At 74.1% G+C, this 20,520-nt stretch carries 23 protein-coding genes; 3 read left to right on the forward strand and 20 right to left on the reverse strand.

Annotated elements, in window-relative coordinates; all coding sequences use genetic code 11:
- Positions 1 to 14 precede the first annotated feature (14 nt).
- The 12 genes from ACFRAV_RS07570 to hisI form a co-directional block, all read right to left on the reverse strand.
- Positions 15 to 599 (reverse strand): TetR/AcrR family transcriptional regulator, encoded by a 585-nt coding sequence (locus ACFRAV_RS07570; RefSeq protein WP_382552463.1) that lies wholly within the window; start codon positions 597 to 599, stop codon positions 15 to 17.
- 103 nt (positions 600 to 702) lie between these two features.
- On the reverse strand, positions 703 to 1,599 hold the full coding sequence (locus ACFRAV_RS07575; RefSeq protein WP_382552465.1) for an SDR family NAD(P)-dependent oxidoreductase: 897 nt from the start codon (positions 1,597 to 1,599) through the stop codon (positions 703 to 705).
- 170 nt (positions 1,600 to 1,769) lie between these two features.
- Positions 1,770 to 2,783 carry a prolipoprotein diacylglyceryl transferase gene (gene lgt, locus ACFRAV_RS07580; RefSeq protein ID WP_382552466.1) on the reverse strand — a complete coding sequence of 338 codons (1,014 nt, stop codon included), beginning with the start codon at positions 2,781 to 2,783 and terminating at the stop codon, positions 1,770 to 1,772.
- Positions 2,784 to 2,867: 84 nt separating this feature from the next.
- Complete coding sequence (locus tag ACFRAV_RS07585) at positions 2,868 to 3,641, reverse strand: DsbA family protein (RefSeq protein ID WP_382552468.1); 774 nt, start codon at positions 3,639 to 3,641, stop codon at positions 2,868 to 2,870.
- A gap of 94 nt (positions 3,642 to 3,735) precedes the next feature.
- A complete protein-coding gene (gene trpA / locus ACFRAV_RS07590; protein ID WP_382552470.1) occupies positions 3,736 to 4,557 on the reverse strand; it encodes a tryptophan synthase subunit alpha in 822 nt (273 codons plus the stop codon).
- Positions 4,554 to 5,840 (reverse strand): tryptophan synthase subunit beta, encoded by a 1,287-nt coding sequence (trpB, locus tag ACFRAV_RS07595; RefSeq protein WP_382552471.1) that lies wholly within the window; start codon positions 5,838 to 5,840, stop codon positions 4,554 to 4,556. The genes trpA and trpB overlap by 4 nt, the downstream gene beginning before the upstream one ends.
- Before the next feature lie 339 nt (positions 5,841 to 6,179).
- Positions 6,180 to 6,989, reverse strand: a complete 810-nt coding sequence (trpC, locus tag ACFRAV_RS07600; RefSeq protein ID WP_351114290.1) for an indole-3-glycerol phosphate synthase TrpC — start codon at positions 6,987 to 6,989, stop codon at positions 6,180 to 6,182.
- 158 nt (positions 6,990 to 7,147) lie between these two features.
- Positions 7,148 to 7,570 (reverse strand): DUF2752 domain-containing protein, encoded by a 423-nt coding sequence (locus tag ACFRAV_RS07605; RefSeq protein ID WP_382552524.1) that lies wholly within the window; start codon positions 7,568 to 7,570, stop codon positions 7,148 to 7,150.
- A gap of 512 nt (positions 7,571 to 8,082) precedes the next feature.
- The gene (locus ACFRAV_RS07610) at positions 8,083 to 8,313 is read right to left on the reverse strand and encodes an HGxxPAAW family protein (RefSeq protein ID WP_351114291.1); all 231 of its coding nucleotides are present in this window, start codon (positions 8,311 to 8,313) and stop codon (positions 8,083 to 8,085) included.
- A gap of 99 nt (positions 8,314 to 8,412) precedes the next feature.
- The gene (locus ACFRAV_RS07615; RefSeq protein ID WP_382552472.1) at positions 8,413 to 9,066 is read right to left on the reverse strand and encodes a TIGR02234 family membrane protein; all 654 of its coding nucleotides are present in this window, start codon (positions 9,064 to 9,066) and stop codon (positions 8,413 to 8,415) included.
- 78 nt (positions 9,067 to 9,144) lie between these two features.
- Positions 9,145 to 10,638: an anthranilate synthase component I gene (locus tag ACFRAV_RS07620; RefSeq protein ID WP_382552473.1), complete on the reverse strand. Its 1,494-nt coding sequence runs from the start codon at positions 10,636 to 10,638 to the stop codon at positions 9,145 to 9,147.
- 11 nt (positions 10,639 to 10,649) lie between these two features.
- Positions 10,650 to 11,054 (reverse strand): phosphoribosyl-AMP cyclohydrolase, encoded by a 405-nt coding sequence (gene hisI, locus ACFRAV_RS07625; protein ID WP_382552474.1) that lies wholly within the window; start codon positions 11,052 to 11,054, stop codon positions 10,650 to 10,652.
- A 139-nt stretch (positions 11,055 to 11,193) separates the two neighbouring features.
- On the opposite strand from hisI, the gene ACFRAV_RS07630 reads away from it, so the two are divergent.
- Positions 11,194 to 11,826 (forward strand): TIGR03085 family metal-binding protein, encoded by a 633-nt coding sequence (locus tag ACFRAV_RS07630; RefSeq protein WP_382552475.1) that lies wholly within the window; start codon positions 11,194 to 11,196, stop codon positions 11,824 to 11,826.
- 57 nt (positions 11,827 to 11,883) lie between these two features.
- Here ACFRAV_RS07630 and hisF read toward each other — a convergent pair whose 3' ends face one another.
- The 8 genes from hisF to hisD are packed head-to-tail and all read right to left on the reverse strand — an operon-like array spanning position 11,884 to position 17,745.
- Positions 11,884 to 12,639, reverse strand: a complete 756-nt coding sequence (hisF, locus tag ACFRAV_RS07635; RefSeq protein ID WP_351114297.1) for an imidazole glycerol phosphate synthase subunit HisF — start codon at positions 12,637 to 12,639, stop codon at positions 11,884 to 11,886.
- A 49-nt stretch (positions 12,640 to 12,688) separates the two neighbouring features.
- Positions 12,689 to 13,087, reverse strand: a complete 399-nt coding sequence (locus ACFRAV_RS07640) for a RidA family protein (RefSeq protein WP_382552477.1) — start codon at positions 13,085 to 13,087, stop codon at positions 12,689 to 12,691.
- Positions 13,084 to 13,818 (reverse strand): bifunctional 1-(5-phosphoribosyl)-5-((5-phosphoribosylamino)methylideneamino)imidazole-4-carboxamide isomerase/phosphoribosylanthranilate isomerase PriA, encoded by a 735-nt coding sequence (priA, locus tag ACFRAV_RS07645; RefSeq protein WP_382552479.1) that lies wholly within the window; start codon positions 13,816 to 13,818, stop codon positions 13,084 to 13,086. The genes ACFRAV_RS07640 and priA overlap by 4 nt, the downstream gene beginning before the upstream one ends.
- A gap of 2 nt (positions 13,819 to 13,820) precedes the next feature.
- On the reverse strand, positions 13,821 to 14,462 hold the full coding sequence (hisH, locus tag ACFRAV_RS07650) for an imidazole glycerol phosphate synthase subunit HisH (protein ID WP_382552481.1): 642 nt from the start codon (positions 14,460 to 14,462) through the stop codon (positions 13,821 to 13,823).
- Positions 14,463 to 14,466: 4 nt separating this feature from the next.
- Positions 14,467 to 14,622, reverse strand: coding sequence for a hypothetical protein (locus ACFRAV_RS07655; RefSeq protein ID WP_351114302.1), 156 nt, complete (start codon positions 14,620 to 14,622; stop codon positions 14,467 to 14,469).
- Positions 14,623 to 14,627: 5 nt separating this feature from the next.
- Positions 14,628 to 15,221 carry an imidazoleglycerol-phosphate dehydratase HisB gene (gene hisB, locus ACFRAV_RS07660; RefSeq protein ID WP_382552483.1) on the reverse strand — a complete coding sequence of 198 codons (594 nt, stop codon included), beginning with the start codon at positions 15,219 to 15,221 and terminating at the stop codon, positions 14,628 to 14,630.
- A complete protein-coding gene (locus tag ACFRAV_RS07665) occupies positions 15,218 to 16,369 on the reverse strand; it encodes a histidinol-phosphate transaminase (RefSeq protein WP_382552525.1) in 1,152 nt (383 codons plus the stop codon). The genes hisB and ACFRAV_RS07665 overlap by 4 nt, the downstream gene beginning before the upstream one ends.
- 5 nt (positions 16,370 to 16,374) lie before the next feature.
- Complete coding sequence (hisD, locus tag ACFRAV_RS07670; protein WP_382552485.1) at positions 16,375 to 17,745, reverse strand: histidinol dehydrogenase; 1,371 nt, start codon at positions 17,743 to 17,745, stop codon at positions 16,375 to 16,377.
- Between the two features lie 173 nt (positions 17,746 to 17,918).
- On the opposite strand from hisD, the gene ACFRAV_RS07675 reads away from it, so the two are divergent.
- Positions 17,919 to 19,511, forward strand: a complete 1,593-nt coding sequence (locus tag ACFRAV_RS07675) for an oxidoreductase (RefSeq protein WP_382552487.1) — start codon at positions 17,919 to 17,921, stop codon at positions 19,509 to 19,511.
- 147 nt (positions 19,512 to 19,658) lie between these two features.
- Positions 19,659 to 20,399: an LON peptidase substrate-binding domain-containing protein gene (locus tag ACFRAV_RS07680; protein WP_382552488.1), complete on the forward strand. Its 741-nt coding sequence runs from the start codon at positions 19,659 to 19,661 to the stop codon at positions 20,397 to 20,399.
- Positions 20,400 to 20,520: the final 121 nt, after the last annotated feature.

Genomic DNA, 20,520 nt, shown 5'->3' on the forward strand with positions numbered 1-20,520 from the left:
CCCGCGGCCAGGGCTCAGGTGGTGCGTGACGGGGCGGCGCGCATGCCGTCGAGCAGGGTCGCGAGGTAGCGGCGGCCGGTGTCGATCCGGTCGCCGGCGGTGCCGCCGTGGACGGCCACGGCGTGGGCGATGCCGCACATGAGCGGGACCAGGTCGGCGGCGGCCAGGCCGGGGCGGACCGCTCCGGCGTCGCGGGCCCGCTCCAGGAGCGTGGTGCCGGAGCTCGCGAGCGACGTCTTGAGCCGCGTCGTGCGCGGCAGCGCGTCCTCGGCCGCGGCGGCGACCGGGGGCAGGGCCGCGTCGGTGAGCTGAGCCTCGACGACGCGGGACAGGAAGCCCGTGAGCGCCCGCCAGGGGTCGGGGTCGGCCACGGCCTGCTCGCCGTGTGCGGCCAGGTCCTCCAGGCAGGGGGTGGCGACGGTCTCCAGCAGCGCCTCGGGCGTGGCGAAATGCCGGTAGACGGTGGCGACCCCCACGCCGGCCCGGCGGGCGACGTCGTTGAGCTGCAGTGCGGCGCCCTGGTCGACCAGGTCGCGGGCGACCGCGACGATCCGCTCCCAGTTACGGGCAGCGTCCTTGCGCAGCGGTGGGGACGTCATGGGGCAGCGGGATCCTGGTTGCTCGTCACGGGGGCAGGGGCTGGGGCTCGTGGGCCATGATAGGCGGCGCCCTCAGGGCCTCGGGTCCGCCCACCGCGGGCGGTCACGCCCCCGTTCCGGCCACCGCGGCCGTGTGGGTCTCGCTGAGCCGGCGCACGGCCTCGGCGATGCGGGGGTCGGTCGCCGCACGGAACGGTGCGACGGGGTGCGCCCGGGGGCCGATGACCAGACCGGTACGGCCGGTCAGCGTGGGGTCGGTGGCGGCGACGATCGAGGACCTGGCCGCGGCGGACGCCGTACCGGCCGTGGAGCGCCGGAACCGGCGTCGCACCAGCGGCCACAGCAGCCGCAGCGGCGGGGAGACGACCGCCGGGACCAGCGTGCCGTCGGTCATGGCGGTCGCCGCGCCTCCGGGATCGGCGGCGAAGACCGAGACGCCCGTGCCGTCCAGCCGCTTCGCCAGGTCGAGCGTGTAGGCGAGGTTCGCGAGCTTGGCGCGCCCGTACCGGTGGAAGCCGTAGTAGCCGCCCGGCGGCTCGACGGCGTCGAACACGCGCTTGGCGACACCGACCGCGCCGGAGGTGACGTTCACGATCCGGCTCGGGGCTCCGGCGGTGAGCGTGGGCAGCAGCAGTTCGGTGAGCAGGTACGGCGAGAGGTGATTGACGACGAACGACGCCTCCAGGCCGTCCACCTGCCGCCGCTCGGCGAACATCGCGCCGACGTTGTTGACCAGTACCGTGAGCGGTTCCCCCGATGCCGCGTGCCCGGCGGCGAGGGTGCCGGCCAGTTCGCGGACCTGGTCGAGCGAGGCGAGGTCGGCGGCCAGGAACCGGGCCGGACGCGCCGGGTACGCCGCGTTGATCCGTTCGACCGCCCCGGCCCCGCGGCCGGCGTCCCGCCCGACCACGGTGACCGCGAACCCCGCCTCGGCCAGCCCCAGCGCGGTCTCCAGACCGATGCCTCCCGTGCCGGCCGTGACCACGGCTGTCTTCGACATGCGTCCCCTCCACCACCCGGAAAAACGGATGCTCCATCCGTTTGAGCGAAGACTAGCACGCGCGGATGACCCATCCGTTTCGGTGGGAACGGCCTGGAGAGGGCAGGAAACGACGACGCCGCGCCCCCGGGGATCGGGGGCGCGGCGCCGGTGTCGTCGGGGCGGGGTGGTTACCTGCCCTTGGCCTCGGTCGGGTCCGCGGCGGCCTTGGACGCCTCGGTGGCGCCGCCGGCGGACGCGTCGGCGGTCTCGGCCTCGTCCTCCGCCGTGGCGGAGCTGTCGCCGTCGGCCTCGCCGGAACCGGCCGGGGAAGCGGCGTCGGAGTCGGCTCCGTCCTTCGCCTTCCCGTCCGCACCGGTGCCGTCCGTCGCCCCGGGCTCCACGACCGCCTCGCGGCCCGGCCGCTTCCGCGCGGAGAGGACCAGGTACAGGACCGCCAGCAGGAAGACCGCCAGCGCGGTCCAGTTGTTCAGGCGCAGGCCCAGGACGTGGTGCGCCTCGTCGACCCGCATGTACTCGATCCAGAACCGGCCCACGCAGTACGCGGCGACGTAGAGCGCGAACGCGCGCCCGTGACCGAGCGTGAAGCGGCGGTCCGCCCAGATGACCAGCAGCGCGACGCCGATGCACCACAGCGACTCGTACAGGAAGGTCGGGTGGTAGTAGCCCGGTACCCGGCCGTCGAGCGAGGAGGTGATGTGGACCGCCCACGGGAGGTCCGTCTCCCGCCCGTACAGCTCCTGGTTGAACCAGTTGCCCCAGCGGCCGATGGCCTGGGCGAGGGCGATGCCCGGCGCCACCGCGTCGGCGTACGCCGGCAGCGGGATGCCGCGCTGCCGCGCGCCGATCCAGGCGCCGACCGCGCCGAACGCGATCGCGCCCCAGATGCCGAGGCCGCCCTCCCACACCTTGAAGGCGTCCACCCAGTCACGGCCCTCGCCGAAGTACAGCTGGTAGTCCGTGATCACGTGGTAGAGACGGCCGCCGACCAGGCCGAACGGCACGGCCCACACCGCGACGTCGGCGACCGTGCCCGGCCGTCCGCCACGGGCGACCCAGCGTCGGTTGCCGAGCCAGATGGCGACGAAGACGCCGATGATGATGCAGAACGCGTAGCCGCGCAGCGGGACGGGACCGAGGTACAGCACCCCGCGCGACGGGCTGGGAATGTAGGCAAGTTCCATGGCAGGGACGACGCTACCGTGCCGGGCCGCCGGGAGGGCGGGCGGCCCGGCTACGGCTCCATAACGGGGCGGACCCGGGACGGGTCACTGCGCGGCCTTCGCCTCCACCAGCTGCTTGAACTTGGCCGGCGTCATCGAGCGGTCCTCGTAGATGTTCTTGCCGTTGAGCAGGACCGTCGGCGTGCCGTTGAAGCCGCCCTCACGGAAGGCCTTGTCCGACTCGCGGACCCAGCTGTCGTGGGCGCCCTCGTTCACGCAGGACCGGAAGGCGGCCGTGTCGAGATCGGGGACCTTGTCGGCCAGCTCGATCAGCTTCTTGTTGTCGGCCAGCGCGTCGTCCGTCTCCTCGGGCTGGGCGTCGAAGAGGACGTCGTGGTACTCGGCGAACTTCCCGGCGTCCTGGGAGCAGGCGGCCGCGTTGGCGGCGCGCAGCGAGCCGCTGCCGCCGAGGTTGCCGTCGATCAGGGTGACCAGGTGGTACTCGGCCTTCAGGGAGCCTGCCTCGGTCAGCTCGTGCACCGTGGACCGGTAGGCCGTCTCGAAGGCCTTGCAGGCCGGGCAGCGGAAGTCCTCGTACACGACCATCGTCGACGGGGCGTCGGGGCGGCCGACCGGGATGGCCAGCTTCTCCTTGCCGCCCGCCCCGGAGGGCGCGACCGCGGGGCCCTCGGCGTCGCTGGTGTCGCCCCCGGAGTTGGCGGCGACCACGCCGACGACCGCCGCGAGACCGAGGACGCAGACCACGGCCGCGCCGACGATCATGGCGCGGCGGCGCTTGTCCGCGGCCTTCTGCTTCTCGCGCTCCATCACCAGGCGCTGGCGCGCATTGCGCTTTCCGTCTCGGTTCTTCTCACTCACATGGGGCAGAACGAACCGGGGAGGCGCTGCGCGCCTCCCCGGTCCTATGTCCACCCGTTCGAGTGAGCGGCGTCGCTGCCGCTGACAGCGGGGGCTACGCCCGCCCGCGCACGCCCTCCGCGAGGTCGGCGGCGAGTTCCCGCACGGCCTTCAGCCGGGCGTCGGCGTCGTCGGCGGTGTCGAGCATCCGCTGGACGAACGCGGAGCCGACGATCACGCCGTCGGCGAAGCCCGCCACCTCGGCGGCCTGGGCGCGGTTGGAGACGCCGAGGCCCACGCAGACCGGCAGGTCGGACCTGGCCGCGCGGGTGCGCCGGACCAGGTCCTGGGCCTGCGCGCCGACGGACGCGCGGGTGCCGGTGACGCCCATCAGCGAGGCCGCGTAGACGAAGCCGCTGCCGGCCGCGGTGATCTCCTTCAGCCGCGCGTCCTTGCTGGACGGGGCGACGACGAAGACGGTGGCCAGGTCGTGCTTCTCCGCGTGCTCGCGCCACAGCGCGGACTCCTGCACCGGCAGGTCGGGCAGGATGCAGCCCGCGCCGCCGGCCTCGGCGAGCTCGGCGGTGAACCGCTCGACGCCGTAGCGGTCGATCGGGTTCCAGTAGGTCATCACCAGCACCGGCTTCCCGGTGGCCTGGTGCGCCTCGCGGACGGTGCGCATCACGCCGGCGATCTTCACGCCGCCGCGCAGCGCGATGTCGTCGGCGGTCTGGATGACCGGGCCGTCCAGGACCGGGTCGCTGTGCGGCAGGCCCACCTCGACGACGTCGGCGCCGCCCTCGAAGACGGCCTTGATCGCGTCGATGCCGCCGTCCACGGTCGGGAAGCCGGCCGGGAGGTAGGCGATGAGCGCGGAGCGGCCCTCGGCCTTCGCGGCGGCGAGGGTGTCGCTCAGCAGCTGTCGGTTGCCGGTCACTTGGCGTCCCCCTCGATCTCCGCGCCGTCGCCGGCCTCGTCCGCGGCGACCTCCGCGTCGGTGTCGTACAGCCCGAAGTAGCGGGCGGCGGTGTCCATGTCCTTGTCGCCGCGGCCGGACAGGTTGACCACGATCAGGCCGTCGGGGCCCAGCTCGCGGCCGACCTCGAGCGCGCCGGCCAGGGCGTGCGCCGACTCGATCGCCGGGATGATGCCCTCGGTGCGCGACAGCAGGCGCAGCGCCTGCATGGCGGCGTCGTCGGTGACCGCCCGGTACTCGCCGCGGCCGCTGTCCTTGAGGTACGCGTGCTCGGGACCGATGCCCGGGTAGTCCAGACCGGCGGAGATGGAGTACGGCTCGGTGATCTGCCCCTCCTCGTCCTGCAGGACGTAGGAGCGGGAGCCGTGCAGCACTCCGGGCTCGCCGGCGGTGAGGGTGGCGGCGTGCTCGCCGGTCTCCAGGCCGTGGCCGGCCGGCTCGCAGCCGACCAGGCGGACGCCATCGTCGGGGATGAAGGCGTGGAAGAGGCCGATGGCGTTGGAGCCGCCGCCGACGCAGGCGACGGCGGCGTCGGGCAGGCGCCCGGCGGTCTCCAGCAGCTGCCGCCTGGCCTCGACGCCGATGACGCGGTGGAAGTCGCGAACCATCGCCGGGAAGGGGTGGGGGCCCGCGACCGTGCCGAACAGGTAGTGCGTGCGGTCGACGTTGGCGACCCAGTCGCGGAACGCCTCGTTGATGGCGTCCTTGAGGGTGCGGCTGCCGGACTTCACGGCGACCACCTCGGCGCCCAGCATCCGCATCCGGGCGACGTTGAGCGCCTGGCGCTGCGTGTCGATCTCGCCCATGTAGATGGTGCAGTCGAGGCCGAACAGGGCGCAGGCGGTCGCGGTGGCGACGCCGTGCTGGCCGGCGCCGGTCTCGGCGATGACCCGGGGCTTGCCCATGCGCCGGGTCAGCAGGGCCTGGCCCAGCACGTTGTTGATCTTGTGCGAGCCGGTGTGGTTGAGGTCCTCGCGCTTGAGGAAGATCCGCGCGCCGCCCGCGTGCTCGGCGAAGCGGGGCACCTCGGTCAGCGCGCTGGGACGGCCGGTGTAGTGGGCCAGCAGGTCGTCGAGCTCGCGGGCGAACTCGGGGTCGGCCTTGGCCTTGTCGTACTCGACGGCGACCTCGTCGACGGCGGCGACCAGCGCCTCCGGGATGAACTTGCCGCCGAAGTCGCCGAAGTAGCCGGCGGCGGTGGGAACGGTGCCCTCGGGATCGGGCACGAAGAACTGACTGGACATGCGAAGGATTACCTCACAGGTGATCACGGATGATGCCGGACGGACGTCGGGGCCTTCCCCCGCGCCATCGCATCCCGTTCACCTGTCCGGGTTCGTCCCCGATGACGTACCGGACCCGCCGGCCGTGGACGCGCCGGGCCGGTGCCCTGCAGCCGCGCGGCTTGCAGCCGCGGGCCAGCCGCGCGAAGCGCCCCTCGCCCGGGCTGGCCGGGCAGCAGGAGCACGACGCCGTGCAGCACGCGGCCGGGCCCGGCTCCGGGGCGCGGGCCTGACGGCACGCGCCCTCGGACGCACGGTCCTCGGTCGACGGCTGCACGGCGGTGGTCATGCGGGGCTCCCTCAGGCGCGCCCGTGCCGGATGGCCGGGTGCTCGCCCGCCGCCACCAGGTCCGCGACCGCGGTTCTGGGGTCCTTGCCGATCACCAGCGACTCGCCGACCAGTACGGCGTCGGCGCCGGCGTTGGCGTAGGCGATCAGGTCGTGCGGCCCGCGGACGCCGGACTCGGCGACCTTCACGATGTGCGGCGGGATCTCCGGCAGTACCCGCTCGATGGTGGAGCGGTCCACCTCGAGGGTCTTGAGGTTGCGGGCGTTGACGCCGACGACCTTGGCGCCGGCGTCCAGCGCGCGCTCGACCTCGTCCTCGTCGTGCGCCTCGACCAGCGCGGTGAGCCCGATGGACTCGGCCCGCTCGATCAGCGACTCCAGGGCGTCCTGCTCCAGGGCGGCGACGATCAGCAGCGCCAGGTCGGCGCCGTAGGCCCGCGCCTCCCAGAGCTGGTAGGAGGAGACGATGAAGTCCTTGCGGAGCACGGGGATGTCCACCCGGGCCCGGACCGCCTCGAGGTCGGCCAGCGATCCGCCGAACCGGTGCTTCTCGGTCAGCACCGAGATGACCGCGGCGCCGCCCGCCTCGTAGTCGGCGGCGAGCGCGGCCGGGTCGGCGATGGCGGCCAGCGCGCCCTTGGAGGGGCTGGACCGCTTGACCTCGCAGATGACCTTGACGCCGTCGCCGCGCAGCGCGGCGGCGCCGTCCTTGGCGGTGGGGGCCTTGGCCGCGCGCTCCTTGAGCTCGTCGAGGCCGACGCGCGCCTGCCGCTCCGCGAGGTCGGCCCGCACGCCCTCGATGATCTCGTCGAGCACACTCACGCGAGCGGCCCCCTTCCGTGACGGTGGTCGGTTCCGTTCGATACCGATGGTCACTTGCGATGGTATCCGCCAGGCGCCCCGCGTCCCGCATCAGGCGGCGGCCGGTCCCACTACCTGGACGTTTCCCGCCCAGGGGCATCAGGTGTGCGGACCCACCCTCATGGGTGCAGCCATCCGCCGAACGGCAGATTGCGCACGAGGGTGAACACGGCGAGCACGGTCCCGAGGGCCCACAGGTGCGCCGGCCGCGCCGTGACCCGTGTCGGCAGCCCCCTGGCGGTGCGCGCCGCCCACACGCTCCAGGCCACCGCGAACAGCAGGTAGCCGACGACGGCCGGGGCGTTGGCGTGCAGCGCCGCGACCAGGTCGCCGTGGGCGAAGGCGTGGGCGCTGCGCAGGCCGCCGCAGCCGGGGCAGTACACGCCGGTGAGGGCGAGCAGCGGACAGGCCGGGTAGTGCCCGGGCCGGTTCGGGTCCACGGCCCGCACGTACGCGAAGGCCCCGACGACCACGCCGAGCACGGCCACCGGAGGGGCCGTCCGCCGCCACAGGGGCCCGGAGGGCGTGGCGGGCCCCCGCACAGCTCCCGTCCCGGGGACTCCCCCCGCCGCGTCCCCGGCGGTCCCGGCGGGCGCGGGGTGCGCGGGCGCCGCGTCCGCGGCCGTCGGCGTGTCGCCGGGTCCGGCGACGACCGGCGGCGTGGCGGCGACCAGCGGCGGGGCGGTGGGCGGCTTCGTGGCAGGCGGCGGCGCGGCGGCTGCCGGCGACTCCTTGGCGGCCGGCTGGGCGGCGACCGGCGGCACGGCGGCGGGCGACTCCGCGGCAGGCGACTTCGTGGCGGACGGCGGCGCGGCGGCGGACGGCGGCGGCGCGGTGGGCGGCTTCGTGGCGGGGGCCGCCCCCGGCGCGGGCGGCGGGTCGCCGGACGGCTGCTGGGCGAGGGGGCGCGGGGTGCCGGTGGTCACCCGGGCATTGTGCCCCGCACCGGCGCGCCGCGCGGCGCGGGAACGCGTCAGGGGCGGTCCGGAGGTCCGGACCGCCCCTGATCGGCGGTGTCGCGACGTCGACGGGGCGCTGCCTCGCCCGGCGCGGCTCAGGCGTTCTCGGCGACCTGGTGCACCGGGTGCACGTGCTCCGCCTGGCCGAGGCCGGCACGGCGCATCAGGCCGCCGACGACCGCGCCGAGCAGCGTGAGACCGATGCCGACCCAGAAACCGACCGGCTGCGCCATCACGATGAAGACGGATGCTACGCAGAACCCGACGAAGGCGATGATGACGCCGGTCCAGGCGGCCGGGGTGTGACCGTGGTTGCTGCCCGCCATGACTTGCTCCTCGTTGACGCGTGTACGTGTGGTGAGCGGGACGCTCACGTCACATTCTTCCCCACCCGTACCGCGGGGCGCGTCCCGGGGTGGGCGCGTTCAGGCCCCGGTGGGGTCCTCGCCGCGGTCGAGGGCCTTCCAGAGGTCCTCCGGACGCTCGGGGTCGGCGGGCGCCTGGGACGGGGCCGCGCCGGCCGCGCGCCGGGGGCGCGGAACGCCGGCGCCGCGCTCGTAGCGGGACGACATGCCCGGCCAGCTGCTGCCGCGCCACAGCGCGAGCAGCCCGGCGATCAGGATGAGCACGCCGCCGGCCGCGGCGACGTACGGCCAGGAGGTGTGGGTCAGCCCGGTGACGGCGGCGGTGGCGTCGCCGGAGACCTGGGCGGCCTTGTCCTCGAGCGCGGAGCGGCCGGAGGCGCCGAGCAGGGCCGCCGCGACGGTGCCCGCGCCGCACAGGGCGAGCAGCGCGGCGACCAGGACACGGCCGGCGCGGCGGACGGCGAAGACGGCGACCATCGCCGCCAGCCCCACTATCGCGAGAGCGGCGGGCGCGCCGGTGACGTCGCTGCCGGTGGCGGTCAGCGGGAAGTCGCCGCCGGCCACCTCCGCGGCGCCCTCGGCCCAGGGCTGCCGGCTGGAGAGCAGCGCCACGGCCGCGCCGACGGCCCCGCTGAACAGGGCGACGGCGAGACTGCGGCGGCCCGGGCGGGCGGACGCGGCGGTTTCGGGGCGGGAGTCAGCACTGGAGGTCACCCCTCCACTATGGCCCCGCCGGGCCCGCCCGTATGCCCCCCGTGGGCCGCCCGGGGGCCAGGTGAGAGCGACATCACCTCACGCGCCGGTCCGGCCGGCCCCCAGCCGGTTGGCGCTGTGGACGGCGCGCAGCACGGCCGCGGCCTTGTTGCGGCACTCGGTGTCCTCGGCCACCGGGTCGGAGTCGGCGACCACTCCCGCGCCGGCCTGCACGTAGGCGGTGCCCTCGCGCAGCAGCGCGGTGCGGATGGCGATGGCGGTGTCGGAGTCCCCGGCGAAGTCCAGGTAGCCCACCGCGCCGCCGTACAGGCCGCGCCGTGAAGGCTCCAGCTCGTCGATGATCCGCAGGGCGCTGGGCTTGGGCGCGCCGGACAGGGTGCCGGCCGGGAAGCAGGCGGTGAGCACGTCGAAGGCGGTGCGGCCCGGGGCGACGCGGCCGGTGACGGTGGAGACGATGTGCATCACGTGCGAGTACCGCTCGATCGACATGAAGTCGACGACCTCGACGGAGCCGGGCTCGCAGACCCGGCCGAGGTCGTTGCGCCCGAGGTCGACCAGCATCAGGTGCTCGGCGCGCTCCTTGGGGTCGGCCATCAGCTCGTCGGCGAGCGCCTGGTCCTCCTGCGGGGTGGCGCCGCGGTGGCGGGTGCCGGCGATGGGGTGCACCACGGCGCGGCCGTCCTCCACCTTGACCAGCGCCTCGGGGCTGGAGCCGACGACGTCGAAGCCCTCGAACCGGAAGAGGTACATGTAGGGCGACGGGTTGGTGGCGCGCAGCACCCGGTAGACGTCCAGGGCGCTCGCCGTGCAGGGGGTCTCGAAGCGCTGGGAGGGGACGACCTGGAAGGCGTCGCCGGCCCGGATGCGTTCCTTGATGTCCTCGACGGCCTTCTGGTACTCGACGCCGCCCCACAGCGCGGTGTACTCGGGAAGCGCGGCGTCGGGCAGCGCGACCGGCGGCTGGGCCAGCGGGCGGGCGAGGTCGGCCTCCATGGCGTCCAGGCGGGCGACGGCGTCGGCGTGGGCCTCGTCGACGCCGGTGTCGAGGTCGTTGTGGTTGATGGCGTTGGCGATCAGCAGGACGGTGCCGTCCCAGTGGTCGAGGACGGCCAGGTCGCTGGTGAGCAGCATGGTCAGCTCGGGCAGCTTCAGGTCGTCGCGTTCGCCGGGGCCGATCTTCTCCAGGCGGCGCACGATGTCGTAGCCGAGGTAGCCGACCATGCCGCCGGTGAACGGCGGAAGCCCGTCCTGGCGGGGGGTGTGCAGGGTCTCCACGGTGGCGCGCAGCGCGGCCAGCGGGTCGCCCTCGGCGGGGACGCCGACGGGCGGCGTGCCGAGCCAGTGGGCCTGGCCGCCGCGTTCGGTGAGGGTGGCGGCGCTGCGGACGCCGACGAAGGAGTAGCGGGACCAGGAGCGGCCGTTCTCGGCGGACTCCAGCAGGAAGGTGCCGGAGCGCTCGGCGGCGAGTTTGCGGTAGAGCGCGAGCGGGGTGTCGCCGTCGGCGAGCAGCTTGCGGGTGACGGGGATGACCCGCCGGCCGGCGGCGAGGGTGCGGAACGTCTCGAGGTCCATGGCCGTGGACCCTACTGATCCGCGGCGGCTCCCGCCTGCGTGTCTTCCTCCTTGAGCAGCACGTCGGCGTCGAAGCAGGTGCGGTCGCCGGTGTGGCAGGCGGCGCCGGTCTGGTCGACGCGGACGAGCAGGGTGTCGCCGTCGCAGTCGAGGGAGACCGACTTGACGTGCTGGACGTGGCCGGAGGTGTCGCCCTTGACCCAGTACTCCTGACGGCTGCGCGACCAGTAGGTGCAGCGGCCGGTGGTGAGGGTGCGGTGCAGCGCCTCGTCGTCCATCCAGCCGAGCATCAGCACCTCGCCGGTGTCGTACTGCTGGGCGACGGCGGGGACCAGCCCGTCGGGGGTGCGCTTGAGCCGGGCGGCGACGGCGGGGTCGAGACCGGTGGGGGCTGCGGGGGTGGCGCTGCTGCTCATGGGTCCATTCTGCCGCGACCGGCCGGCGGTCCGGGCACGGCGTCCGGGGGCCGGACAGGGACCGGACGCGGGCGGGAACGCGGGCCGGACGCGCCGACGCGTCCTGTGCGGCGGGGGCCGGCCGCCGTAGGGTGGGGGCATGTCGACGTTTGCCAAGCGTGAACGGCTGCTTCTGGCCGACCTGTTGGAGACGGCGGGGCCCCAGGCCCCCACGCTGTGCGGGGAGTGGACGGCCCGCGACCTGGCCGCGCACGTGGTGGTGCGCGAGCGCCGCGCCGACGCGGCGGGCGGCATACTGATCAAGGCGCTGGCCGACCGCCTGGAGCGGGTGCGGGCGGAGTTCGCCGCGAAGCCGTACGAGGAACTGATCCAGCTGATCCGCACCGGGCCGCCGCGGATGTCGCCGTTCTCCCTGAAGCAGGTGGACGAGGCGTCCAACACGGTGGAGTTCTACGTCCACACCGAGGACGTGCGCCGGGCGGCGGAGGGCTGGACGCCGCGGGAGCTCGATCCGGTGTTCCAGGACGCGCTGTGGAGCCGGCTGGAGCGGATGGCGCGGCTGCTGGGGCGGCGCGCGCCGGTGGGTCTGGTGCTGCGGAGGCCCGACGGGCGGACGGCGGTCGCGAACCGGGGGGCGCCGGTGGTGACGGTCACCGGGGAGCCGTCGGAGCTGCTGCTCTTCGCCTTCGGCCGCCAGAAGGTGGCCGACGTCGTCCTCGACGGCGACCCGGACGCCGTCGCCAAGGCCCACACCACCCCGCTCGGGATCTGACGCCGCGCCCGGCGCGTGCCGCCCCTCGGCGGGGAACGGCACGCGCGGGGCCGGGGTTCAGCGGACGGGGTGGCCGGCCTCCGCGAGGGCGGACTTGACCTCGCCGATGCGCAGGTCGCCGAAGTGGAAGACGGAGGCGGCGAGCACCGCGTCCGCCCCCGCGCCCACCGCGGGGGCGAAGTGCTCCAGCCGCCCCGCCCCGCCGGAGGCGATGACCGGCACCGTCACGTGCTTGCGCACCGCGGTGATCATCTCCAGGTCGTAGCCGTCCTTCGTGCCGTCCGCGTCCATGGAGTTGAGCAGGATCTCCCCCGCTCCCAGCTCCGCCGCCCGGTGCGCCCACTCGACCGCGTCGATGCCGGTACCCCGCCGCCCGCCGTGCGTGGTGACCTCGAAGGACCCGCTGTCGGTGCGCCGCGCGTCGACCGACAGCACCAGCACCTGCCGCCCGAAGCGCTCGGCGATCTCCCGGATCAGTTCGGGCCGCGCGATGGCCGCGGTGTTGACGCCCACCTTGTCGGCGCCGGCCCGCAGCAGCTTGTCCACGTCGTCGGCCGTACGCACGCCGCCGCCCACGGTGAGCGGGATGAACACCTGCTCCGCCGTGCGCCGCACCACGTCGTAGGTGGTCTCCCGGTCGCCGGAGGAGGCGGTGATGTCGAGGAAGGTCAACTCGTCGGCGCCCTCGGCGTCGTACACCTTCGCCATCTCCACCGGGTCACCGGCGTCGCGCAGGTTCTGGAAGTTGACGCCCTTGACGACCCGGCCGTTGTCGACGTCCAGGCAGGGGATGACTCGGACCGCCAGGGTCATGGGAATTCACGGCTCCTCACACGAAGAAAAACGAAGAAAAGAAGAAGGCTCAGCCCGCGTGGTACGCCTCGAGCTCGACCTCGACCAGGATCCGCGGGTCGACGAACCCCTCGACGACCACCAGCGTCGTCACCGGCCGTACCGCGCCGAAGACCTCCTGGTGGGCGCGGCCCACCGCGTCGACGTCGCGGCGGTGGGTGAGGTACAGCCGCGTGCGGATCACGGAGTCGGGGCCCAGCCCGAACTCCTCGATCGCCCGCAGGGCGTTGCCGATCGCGGCCCGCGCCTGCTCGTAGGGGTCGCCCTCGCCCGCGAGGACGCCGCCCCGGAAGGCGGTGGTGCCGCCCACCAGCACGCGGTCGCCCGCCGCGACGGCGCGCGCGAAGCCGATCTCCTCCTCCCAGGGGGTGGGTTCCGGACTCTGCGCGCGCCGCACGGCCTCGGTCATCGGGACACAGCCTCCAGGGCCTCTTCCAGGGTGAACGCCTTGGCGTACAGCGCCTTGCCGACGATGGACCCCTCGACGCCGAGCGGGACCAGCTCGGCGATGGCGCGGAGGTCGTCCAGCGAGGAGACCCCGCCGGAGGCGACGACCGGCCGGTCGGTGCGGGCGCAGACGTCCCTCAGCAGCTGCAGGTTGGGGCCCTGCAGGGTGCCGTCCTTGGCGATGTCGGTGACGACGTAGCGGGCGCAGCCCTCGGAGTCCAGGCGGGCCAGCGTCTCGTAGAGGTCGCCGCCGTCGCGGGTCCAGCCGCGGCCGCGCAGGGTGGTGCCGCGTACGTCGAGGCCGACGGCGATCTTGTCGCCGTGCTCCGCGATGATCTTGGCGACCCACTCGGGGTCCTCCAGCGCGGCGGTGCCGATGTTGACGCGGGTGGCGCCGGTGGCGAGCGCGGCGGCGAGCGAGTCGTCGTCGCGGATGCCGCCGGAGAGCTCCACCTTGATGTCCATCGCCCGCGCGACCTCGGAGATCAGCCCTCGGTTGTCACCGGTGCCGAACGCGGCGTCCAGGTCGACCAGGTGCAGCCACTCGGCGCCGGCCGACTGCCAGGCGAGGGCGGCCTCCAGCGGGGAGCCGTAGGAGGTCTCGGTGCCGGACTCGCCGTGGACGAGGCGGACGGCCTGGCCGTCGCGCACGTCGACGGCGGGGAGCAGTTCAAGCTTGGCGGTGTCTGCCATGTCTAGAGGGTTCCGATCCAGTTGGTCAGCAGCTGCGCTCCGGCGTCGCCGGACTTCTCGGGGTGGAACTGGGTGGCCCACAGCGCACCGTTCTCCACGGCGGCGACGAACGGCTCGCCGTGGGTGGACCAGGTGACCTTGGGCGCGGCGATGGACGGGTTGTGCGACTCGAGCGCCCAGTCGTGGACGGCGTAGGAGTGCACGAAGTAGAACCGCTCGTCCGGGCCGAGCCCGGCGAACAGCTCGGTGTCCTCGGGGGCCTGGACGGTGTTCCAGCCCATGTGGGGGACGATGTCGGCCTGGAGCGGCTCGACGGTGCCGGGCCACTCGTCGAGGCCCTCGGCCTCCACGCCGTGCTCGATGCCGCGGGCGAAGAGGATCTGCATGCCGACGCAGATGCCCATGACCGGGCGGCCGCCGGCGCGCCGGCGGCCGACGATCCAGTCGCCGCGGGCCTCCTTCAGGCCCTGCATGCAGGCGGCGAACGCGCCGACGCCGGGGACCAGCAGGCCGTCGGCGTTCATCGCGGTGTCGTAGTCGCGGGTGATCTCGACGTCGGCGCCGGTGCGGGCGAGCGCCCGCTCGGCGGAGCGGACGTTGCCGAACCCGTAGTCGAAGACGACGATCTTCTTGGGGCTGCTCATGCTCCTACTTCCAGTACAGGACGCCGGCGATGATGCTGATGGCGGCGCCGATGGAGAGGACGGCGATCAGGCTCGTCGGCATCTTCTGCTTGGCGAAGGAGATCACTCCTCCGAGCAGGAAGAGGCCGAGGAGGATCAGCGCGGTGGAGAGTCCGTTCATCGCTGCTACAGCGCGCCCTTCGTGGACGGCAGGATGCCCTCGGCGCGCGGGTCGCGCTCGGAGGCGTAGCGCAGGGCGCGGGCCAGCGCCTTGAACTGGCACTCCACGATGTGGTGGGCGTTGCGCCCGTACGGCACGTGGACGTGCAGGGCGATCTGGGCCTGGGCGACGAAGGACTCCAGGATGTGCCGGGTCATCGTGGTGTCGTAGGAGCCGATCATCGGTGCCATGTTCTCCGGCTCGGTGTGCACCAGGTAGGGGCGGCCGGAGAGGTCGACGGTGACCTGGGCGAGGGACTCGTCCAGCGGCACGGTGCAGTTGCCGAACCGGTAGATGCCGACCTTGTCGCCGAGCGCCTGCTTGAAGGCGGCGCCGATGGCGAGGGCGGTGTCCTCGATGGTGTGGTGCGAGTCGATGTGCAGGTCGCCCTCGGTGCGCACGGTCAGGTCGAACAGACCGTGGCGGCCGAGCTGGTCCAGCATGTGGTCGTAGAAGCCGACGCCGGTGGAGATGTCGGTGCGTCCCGTCCCGTCGAGGTCGATCTCGACCAGGACCTTGGTCTCCTTGGTGGTGCGCTCGACGCGCCCGACGCGGTTCATGAGTTCTGCTCCTCGTTCTGCTTCTTCACGTCTTCCTCCGCCAGCGTGCGTACCGCCGCCAGGAAGGCGTCGTTCTCGGCGGGCGTGCCCGCGGTCACCCGCAGCCACCCGGGCACGCCGTTGTCCCGCACCAGCACGCCGTGGTCGAGGATGCGCCGCCAGGTGGCGTGCGCGTCCTCGAACCGGCCGAACTGGACGAAGTTGGCGTCGGAGTCGGTCACCTCGTAACCGAGTCCGCGGAGTTCGGCGACCAGGCGGTCGCGCTCCTTCTTCAGCTGCTCGACGTAGCCGAGCAGGGTGTCGGTGTGTTCCAGGGCGGCGAGCGCCGTGGCCTGGGTGACGGCCGACAGGTGGTACGGCAGCCGGACCAGCTGGACGGCGTCCACCACGGCGGGGTGGGCGGCGAAGTAGCCCAGGCGCAGACCCGCGGCGCCGAACGCCTTGGACATGGTCCGGGAGATCACCAGGTGCGGACGCCCCTCCAGCAGCGGCAGCAGCGAACTGCCGTGGCTGAACTCCACGTAGGCCTCGTCGACCACGACGATCGACGGCTTGGCGGCCTGCGCGGCCTCGTACAGGGCGAGCACCGCCTCGGCCGGCACGGCGTTGCCGGTGGGGTTGTTGGGCGTCGTGACGAACACGACGTCCGGCCGGTGCTCGGCGATCGCCTTCTCGGCCGCGGGGACGTCGATGGTGAAGTCGTCGTTGCGGGGGCCGGAGATCCAGCCGGTGCCGGTGCCGCGGGCGATCAGGGCGTGCATCGAGTACGAGGGCTCGAAGCCGATCGCGGTGCGGCCGGGCCCGCCGAAGGTCTGCAGCAGCTGCTGGAGGACCTCGTTGGAGCCGTTGGCGGCCCAGACGTTCTCCGTGCCGACCGGGTGACCCGCGGTGTCCGTCAGGGCCGTGTCGTTGAGGTAGGCGGCGAGCCGGGTGCGCAGCTCGACCGCGTCCCGGTCCGGGTAGCGGTTGAGGTGGCGCGCGGCCTCGCGGACCCGCTCGGCGATGCGCTCGACCAGCGCGTCGGGCAGCGGGTAGGGGTTCTCGTTGGTGTTCAGGCGCACCGGCACGTCGAGCTGCGGCGCGCCGTACGGGGACTTGCCGCGCAGCTCCTCGCGTACGGGCAGGTCGTCGATGCGGATCTCGCTCACGTCGCTCACTTGCCCCCGGGTACCTTCCACTCGCCCCACGTCTTCGGCTCGCCTCCGGCGAACCGCGCCTTGATCGCCGCGCCGTGGGCCGGGAGGTCCTCGGCCTCGGCGAGGGTGATGACGGTGTGCGCCACGTCGGCCAGCGCGTCGCGGCTGTAGTCGACGATGTGGATGCCGCGCAGGAAGGACTGCACGGACAGGCCCGAGGAGTGGCAGGCGCAGCCGCCGGTGGGCAGCACGTGGTTGGAGCCGGCCGCGTAGTCGCCCAGCGAGACCGGGGACCAGGGGCCGACGAAGATCGCGCCGGCGTTCTTCACGCGGTCGGCGAGCGCGGCGGCGTCGGCGGTCATGACCTCCAGGTGCTCGGCGCCGTAGGCGTCGACCACCTTCAGGCCGTCCTCGATGCCGTCGACCAGGACGATCGCCGACTGGCGGCCGGCCAGCGCGGGGGCGATCCGCTCGGCGGTGTGCTTGCTCGCCTCGACCTGCGGCTTCAGCTCGCGCTCCACCGCCTCGGCCAGCGCCTCGGAGTCGGTGACCAGCACCGCGCCGGCCAGCGGGTCGTGCTCGGCCTGGCTGATCAGGTCGGCGGCGACGTGGACCGGGTCGGCGGTGTCGTCGGCGAGGATCGCGATCTCGGTCGGGCCGGCCTCGGCGTCGATGCCGATCTTCCCGGTGAAGTACCGCTTGGCGGCGGCGACCCAGATGTTGCCGGGGCCGGTGACCATGTCGGCGGGCGGGCAGGACTCGGTGCCGTACGCGAACATCGCGACGGCGGTGGCGCCGCCGGCCGCGTAGACCTCGTCGACGCCCAGCAGGGCGCAGGCGGCGAGGATCGTGGGGTGCGGCAGGCCGCCGGCGGGATCACCGTCAAAAGCGGGCTTCTGCGCCGGGGAGGCCAGCGCGATCGACTCGACGCCCGCCTCCTGGGCCGGCACCGCGTCCATGATCACCGAGGACGGGTACACCGAGCGGCCGCCGGGCGCGTACAGGCCGACCCGCTGGACCGGCACCCACTTCTCGGTGACCGTGCCGCCGGGGGCGACCTGGGTGGTGTGGTTGGTGCGGCGCTGGGCGCGGTGGACCGTGCGGACGCGCCGGATCGACTCCTCGAGGGCGGCACGGATCTCCGGGTCCAGGCCCTCCAGCGCCTCGGCGAGCGCGGCGGCCGGGACGCGCACGGACTCCAGGCGCACGCCGTCGAACTTCTCGGCGAAGTCGATCAGTGCCGCGTCGCCACGATGATGCACGTCCTCGCAGATCGGCCGCACCTTCTCGAGGGCGGCGGACACGTCGAAGTCGGCTCGGGGCAGCAGGCTGCGCAGGGCGGGGCCCTCGGGGAGGGCGTCGCCGCGCAGATCGATTCGGGAGATCACGGCTCCAATTCTCTCAGACCCGAAAGGTGGAACGACGTCACGTATCAACCGCTGATACGGCCGCCGCCCGCCGGGGCGGACAAAAGATCACCGTTACGCAAGGTGTCCGTGCGGTCACGTTCGGGCATGACCGCTGTACGACCAGGGGGCACCGGGAGGAGGGAGTGAGTGCCGTGACCGAGGGTGGCCCCGTCGTTCCCGACGGAATCCGTGAGCCCGGCCCGCCGCGCGACCTGACGGCGGCGGAGTCGGGGATGTGGCTGGCGTTCCGCGACGGCAGCGTCTACGACCTGCGCCACGGCGACCTGGCCGTGGACGACCCGCACGGCCGTCACCCGTGGGGCCCCGAGCGCACCGTCCGTGCCCGCGTCGTCTGCTGGCTGCTGCTGGACGGCCCGCCCGCCCTGGCCGGCCGGGTGGCCGCGCTGAAGCTGGTCGGGGTGCGGGTCACCGGGTCCCTGGACCTGGCGGGCGGCACGGTCGAGCCCTACGTGGAGATGGCGGACTGCCGCTTCGACGACGAGATCCTGCTCCCGGAGGCCAAGTTCACCACCGTGCGGCTGGAGAACTGCGCGATCCCCCGCCTGGAGGCCGCCCGCCTGCACACCGAGGGCGACCTGCACCTGCCGCGGTGCCGCTTCGCCCGCGGCATCCGGCTCTCCGACGCCCGCATCGGCACCGACCTGCTGCTCAGCCAGGCGGTGGTGCGGCACGACCGGCACGGGCGCTCGGTGTCCGCGGACGGCATGAAGGTCGGCCAGGACCTGCAGGCGGACCTGCTGGAATCGCACGGCGAGCTGGGGTTGCGTTCGGCGGAGGTGGGCGCCTCGCTGAGCCTGCGCGGCGCGCGCCTGGCCAACCCCTACGCGCGGCTCGCGCTCAACGCTCCCCAGCTGACGGTGGGCCGCGCCCTGTACCTGACGCCCGCCGGGGTCGGCTCCGCCCAGCTCGGCGGGAACACCCCGGCACGCGGGATCCGGGTCCAGCCGTTCGACTGCCTGGGCGGGGTCCGGCTGGACGACGGGCGCTTCGGCGACTCGGTGGACCTGCGGGCGGCCCGGTTCACCCTGACGGGCGAGCAGGAGCTGTCGCTGCGCCGCGTGCAGACGCCGGAGCTGCGGTTCCTGCCGGTGCGGCCGCGGCGGGGCCGGGTGGTGCTGTCCGGGGCGCGGGTGGTGAACCTGGTGGACCGGGCGGAGAGCTGGCCGGGGCCGGGCCGCCTGCACATGGGCGGGTTCTGTTACGAGAACCTGGTGCCCCAGGGCCCCTTCACCCTGGAGCAGCGCCTGGAGTGGCTGGTCGCGGCGACCCCCGAGTACAGCCCGGAGCCCTACGAGCTGCTGGCGGCCGTGCTGCGCGGCGGCGGCGAGGACGAGGACGCCCGCGAGGTGCTGCTGGCCAAGCACCGGCGCCGCCGGGAGACCCTCCCCCCGGCGGCGAAGCTGTGGGGCTACCTCCAGGACATCGCGGTCGCCTACGGCTACCGCCCGGCCCGGGCGGCGACCTGGCTGGCGGTGCTCTGGGCGGCCAGCACCCTGCTGTTCTCCCGCTCCGAGCCGACGCCGGCCCGGGCGGAGGAGCACCCGGAGTGGAGTCCGGCGCTGTTCTCGCTGGACCTGCTGCTGCCGGTGATCGACCTCGGGCACGCCACCGCCTGGCACCTGCGGGGCGTCTGGCAGTGGCTGGCCGCCGTGCTGATCCTGCTCGGCTGGGTGATGGCCACGGCGGTGGCCGCCGGGTTCACCCGTCTGCTGGGCCGGCTCTGAGGCCGGTCCGGCAGCCGGGTGGGGCTCCACGGCGGCCGGCCGGACCGGCGCCGCGGTGACCCTCCGGCGCCCCACGCGGGGTCCGGCGCGGCGGGCGGCCGACCGCGGCGCGGGGTCCGGCCGCCGCGCGCATTAGGCTTTTGCGCCGTGACCACCCTGCGGCTGCCGCTGTTTCCCCTGAACATGGTCCTGTTCCCCGGGCTCGTGCTTCCCCTGAACGTCTTCGAGGAGCGGTATCGCGCCATGATGCGCGACCTGCTCCAGGTGCCGGAGGAGGCGCCGCGCCGGTTCGCCGTGGTCGCCATCCGGGACGGCCACGAGGTGGCGCCCAGCGCTCCCGGCATGCCCGACCCGACCACGCCGCTGGAGCGGGGCCCGGCCGCCGGTTTCGCCCCGGAGCCGGGCAACTCCTTCCACTCGGTGGTCTGCGTGGCCGACGTGGCCACCATCCGCGAGCGCGCCGACGGCACCTACGAGGTGCTGGCCACCGGCACGAAGCGGGCCAGGCTTCTCTCGGTGGACGCCTCGGGGCCGTACCTGACGGGCGAGCTGGAGGAGCTGCCGGAGGAGGAGGGGGACGGCGCGGGGACGCTCGCCGAGGGGGTGCTGCGCTCCTTCCGGCAGTACCAGAAGCGGCTGGCGGGGGCGAGCGAGCGGTCGCTGACCTCGTCGGCCGAGCTGCCGGACGAACCGTCGGTGGTGTCGTACCTGGTCGCCGCGGCGATGGTGCTGGACACGCCGACCAAGCAGCGGCTGCTGCAGACCCCCGACACGGCATCGCGGCTGCGGGACGAGCTGCGGCTGCTGCGCCGGGAGGCCTCGATCATCCGCAGCCTGCCCTCCCTCCCGGCCGGCGACCTGACCCGCACCCCCACCAGCCTCAACTGACCCGGAGGAACTGACCCGGAGGCCGGGGCGCGCGGCCCGGCGCCCCCGGAGGCCGGTCGGTGCGCGCGGCCCGCACCGCGGACGGCGCCGCCGCGCCCTTCGCACCCGGCACTACGCTGCG

Origin of the sequence: Streptomyces sp. NPDC056600 (assembly GCF_042792855.1) — a bacterium.
Lineage (GTDB): Bacteria > Actinomycetota > Actinomycetes > Streptomycetales > Streptomycetaceae > Streptomyces.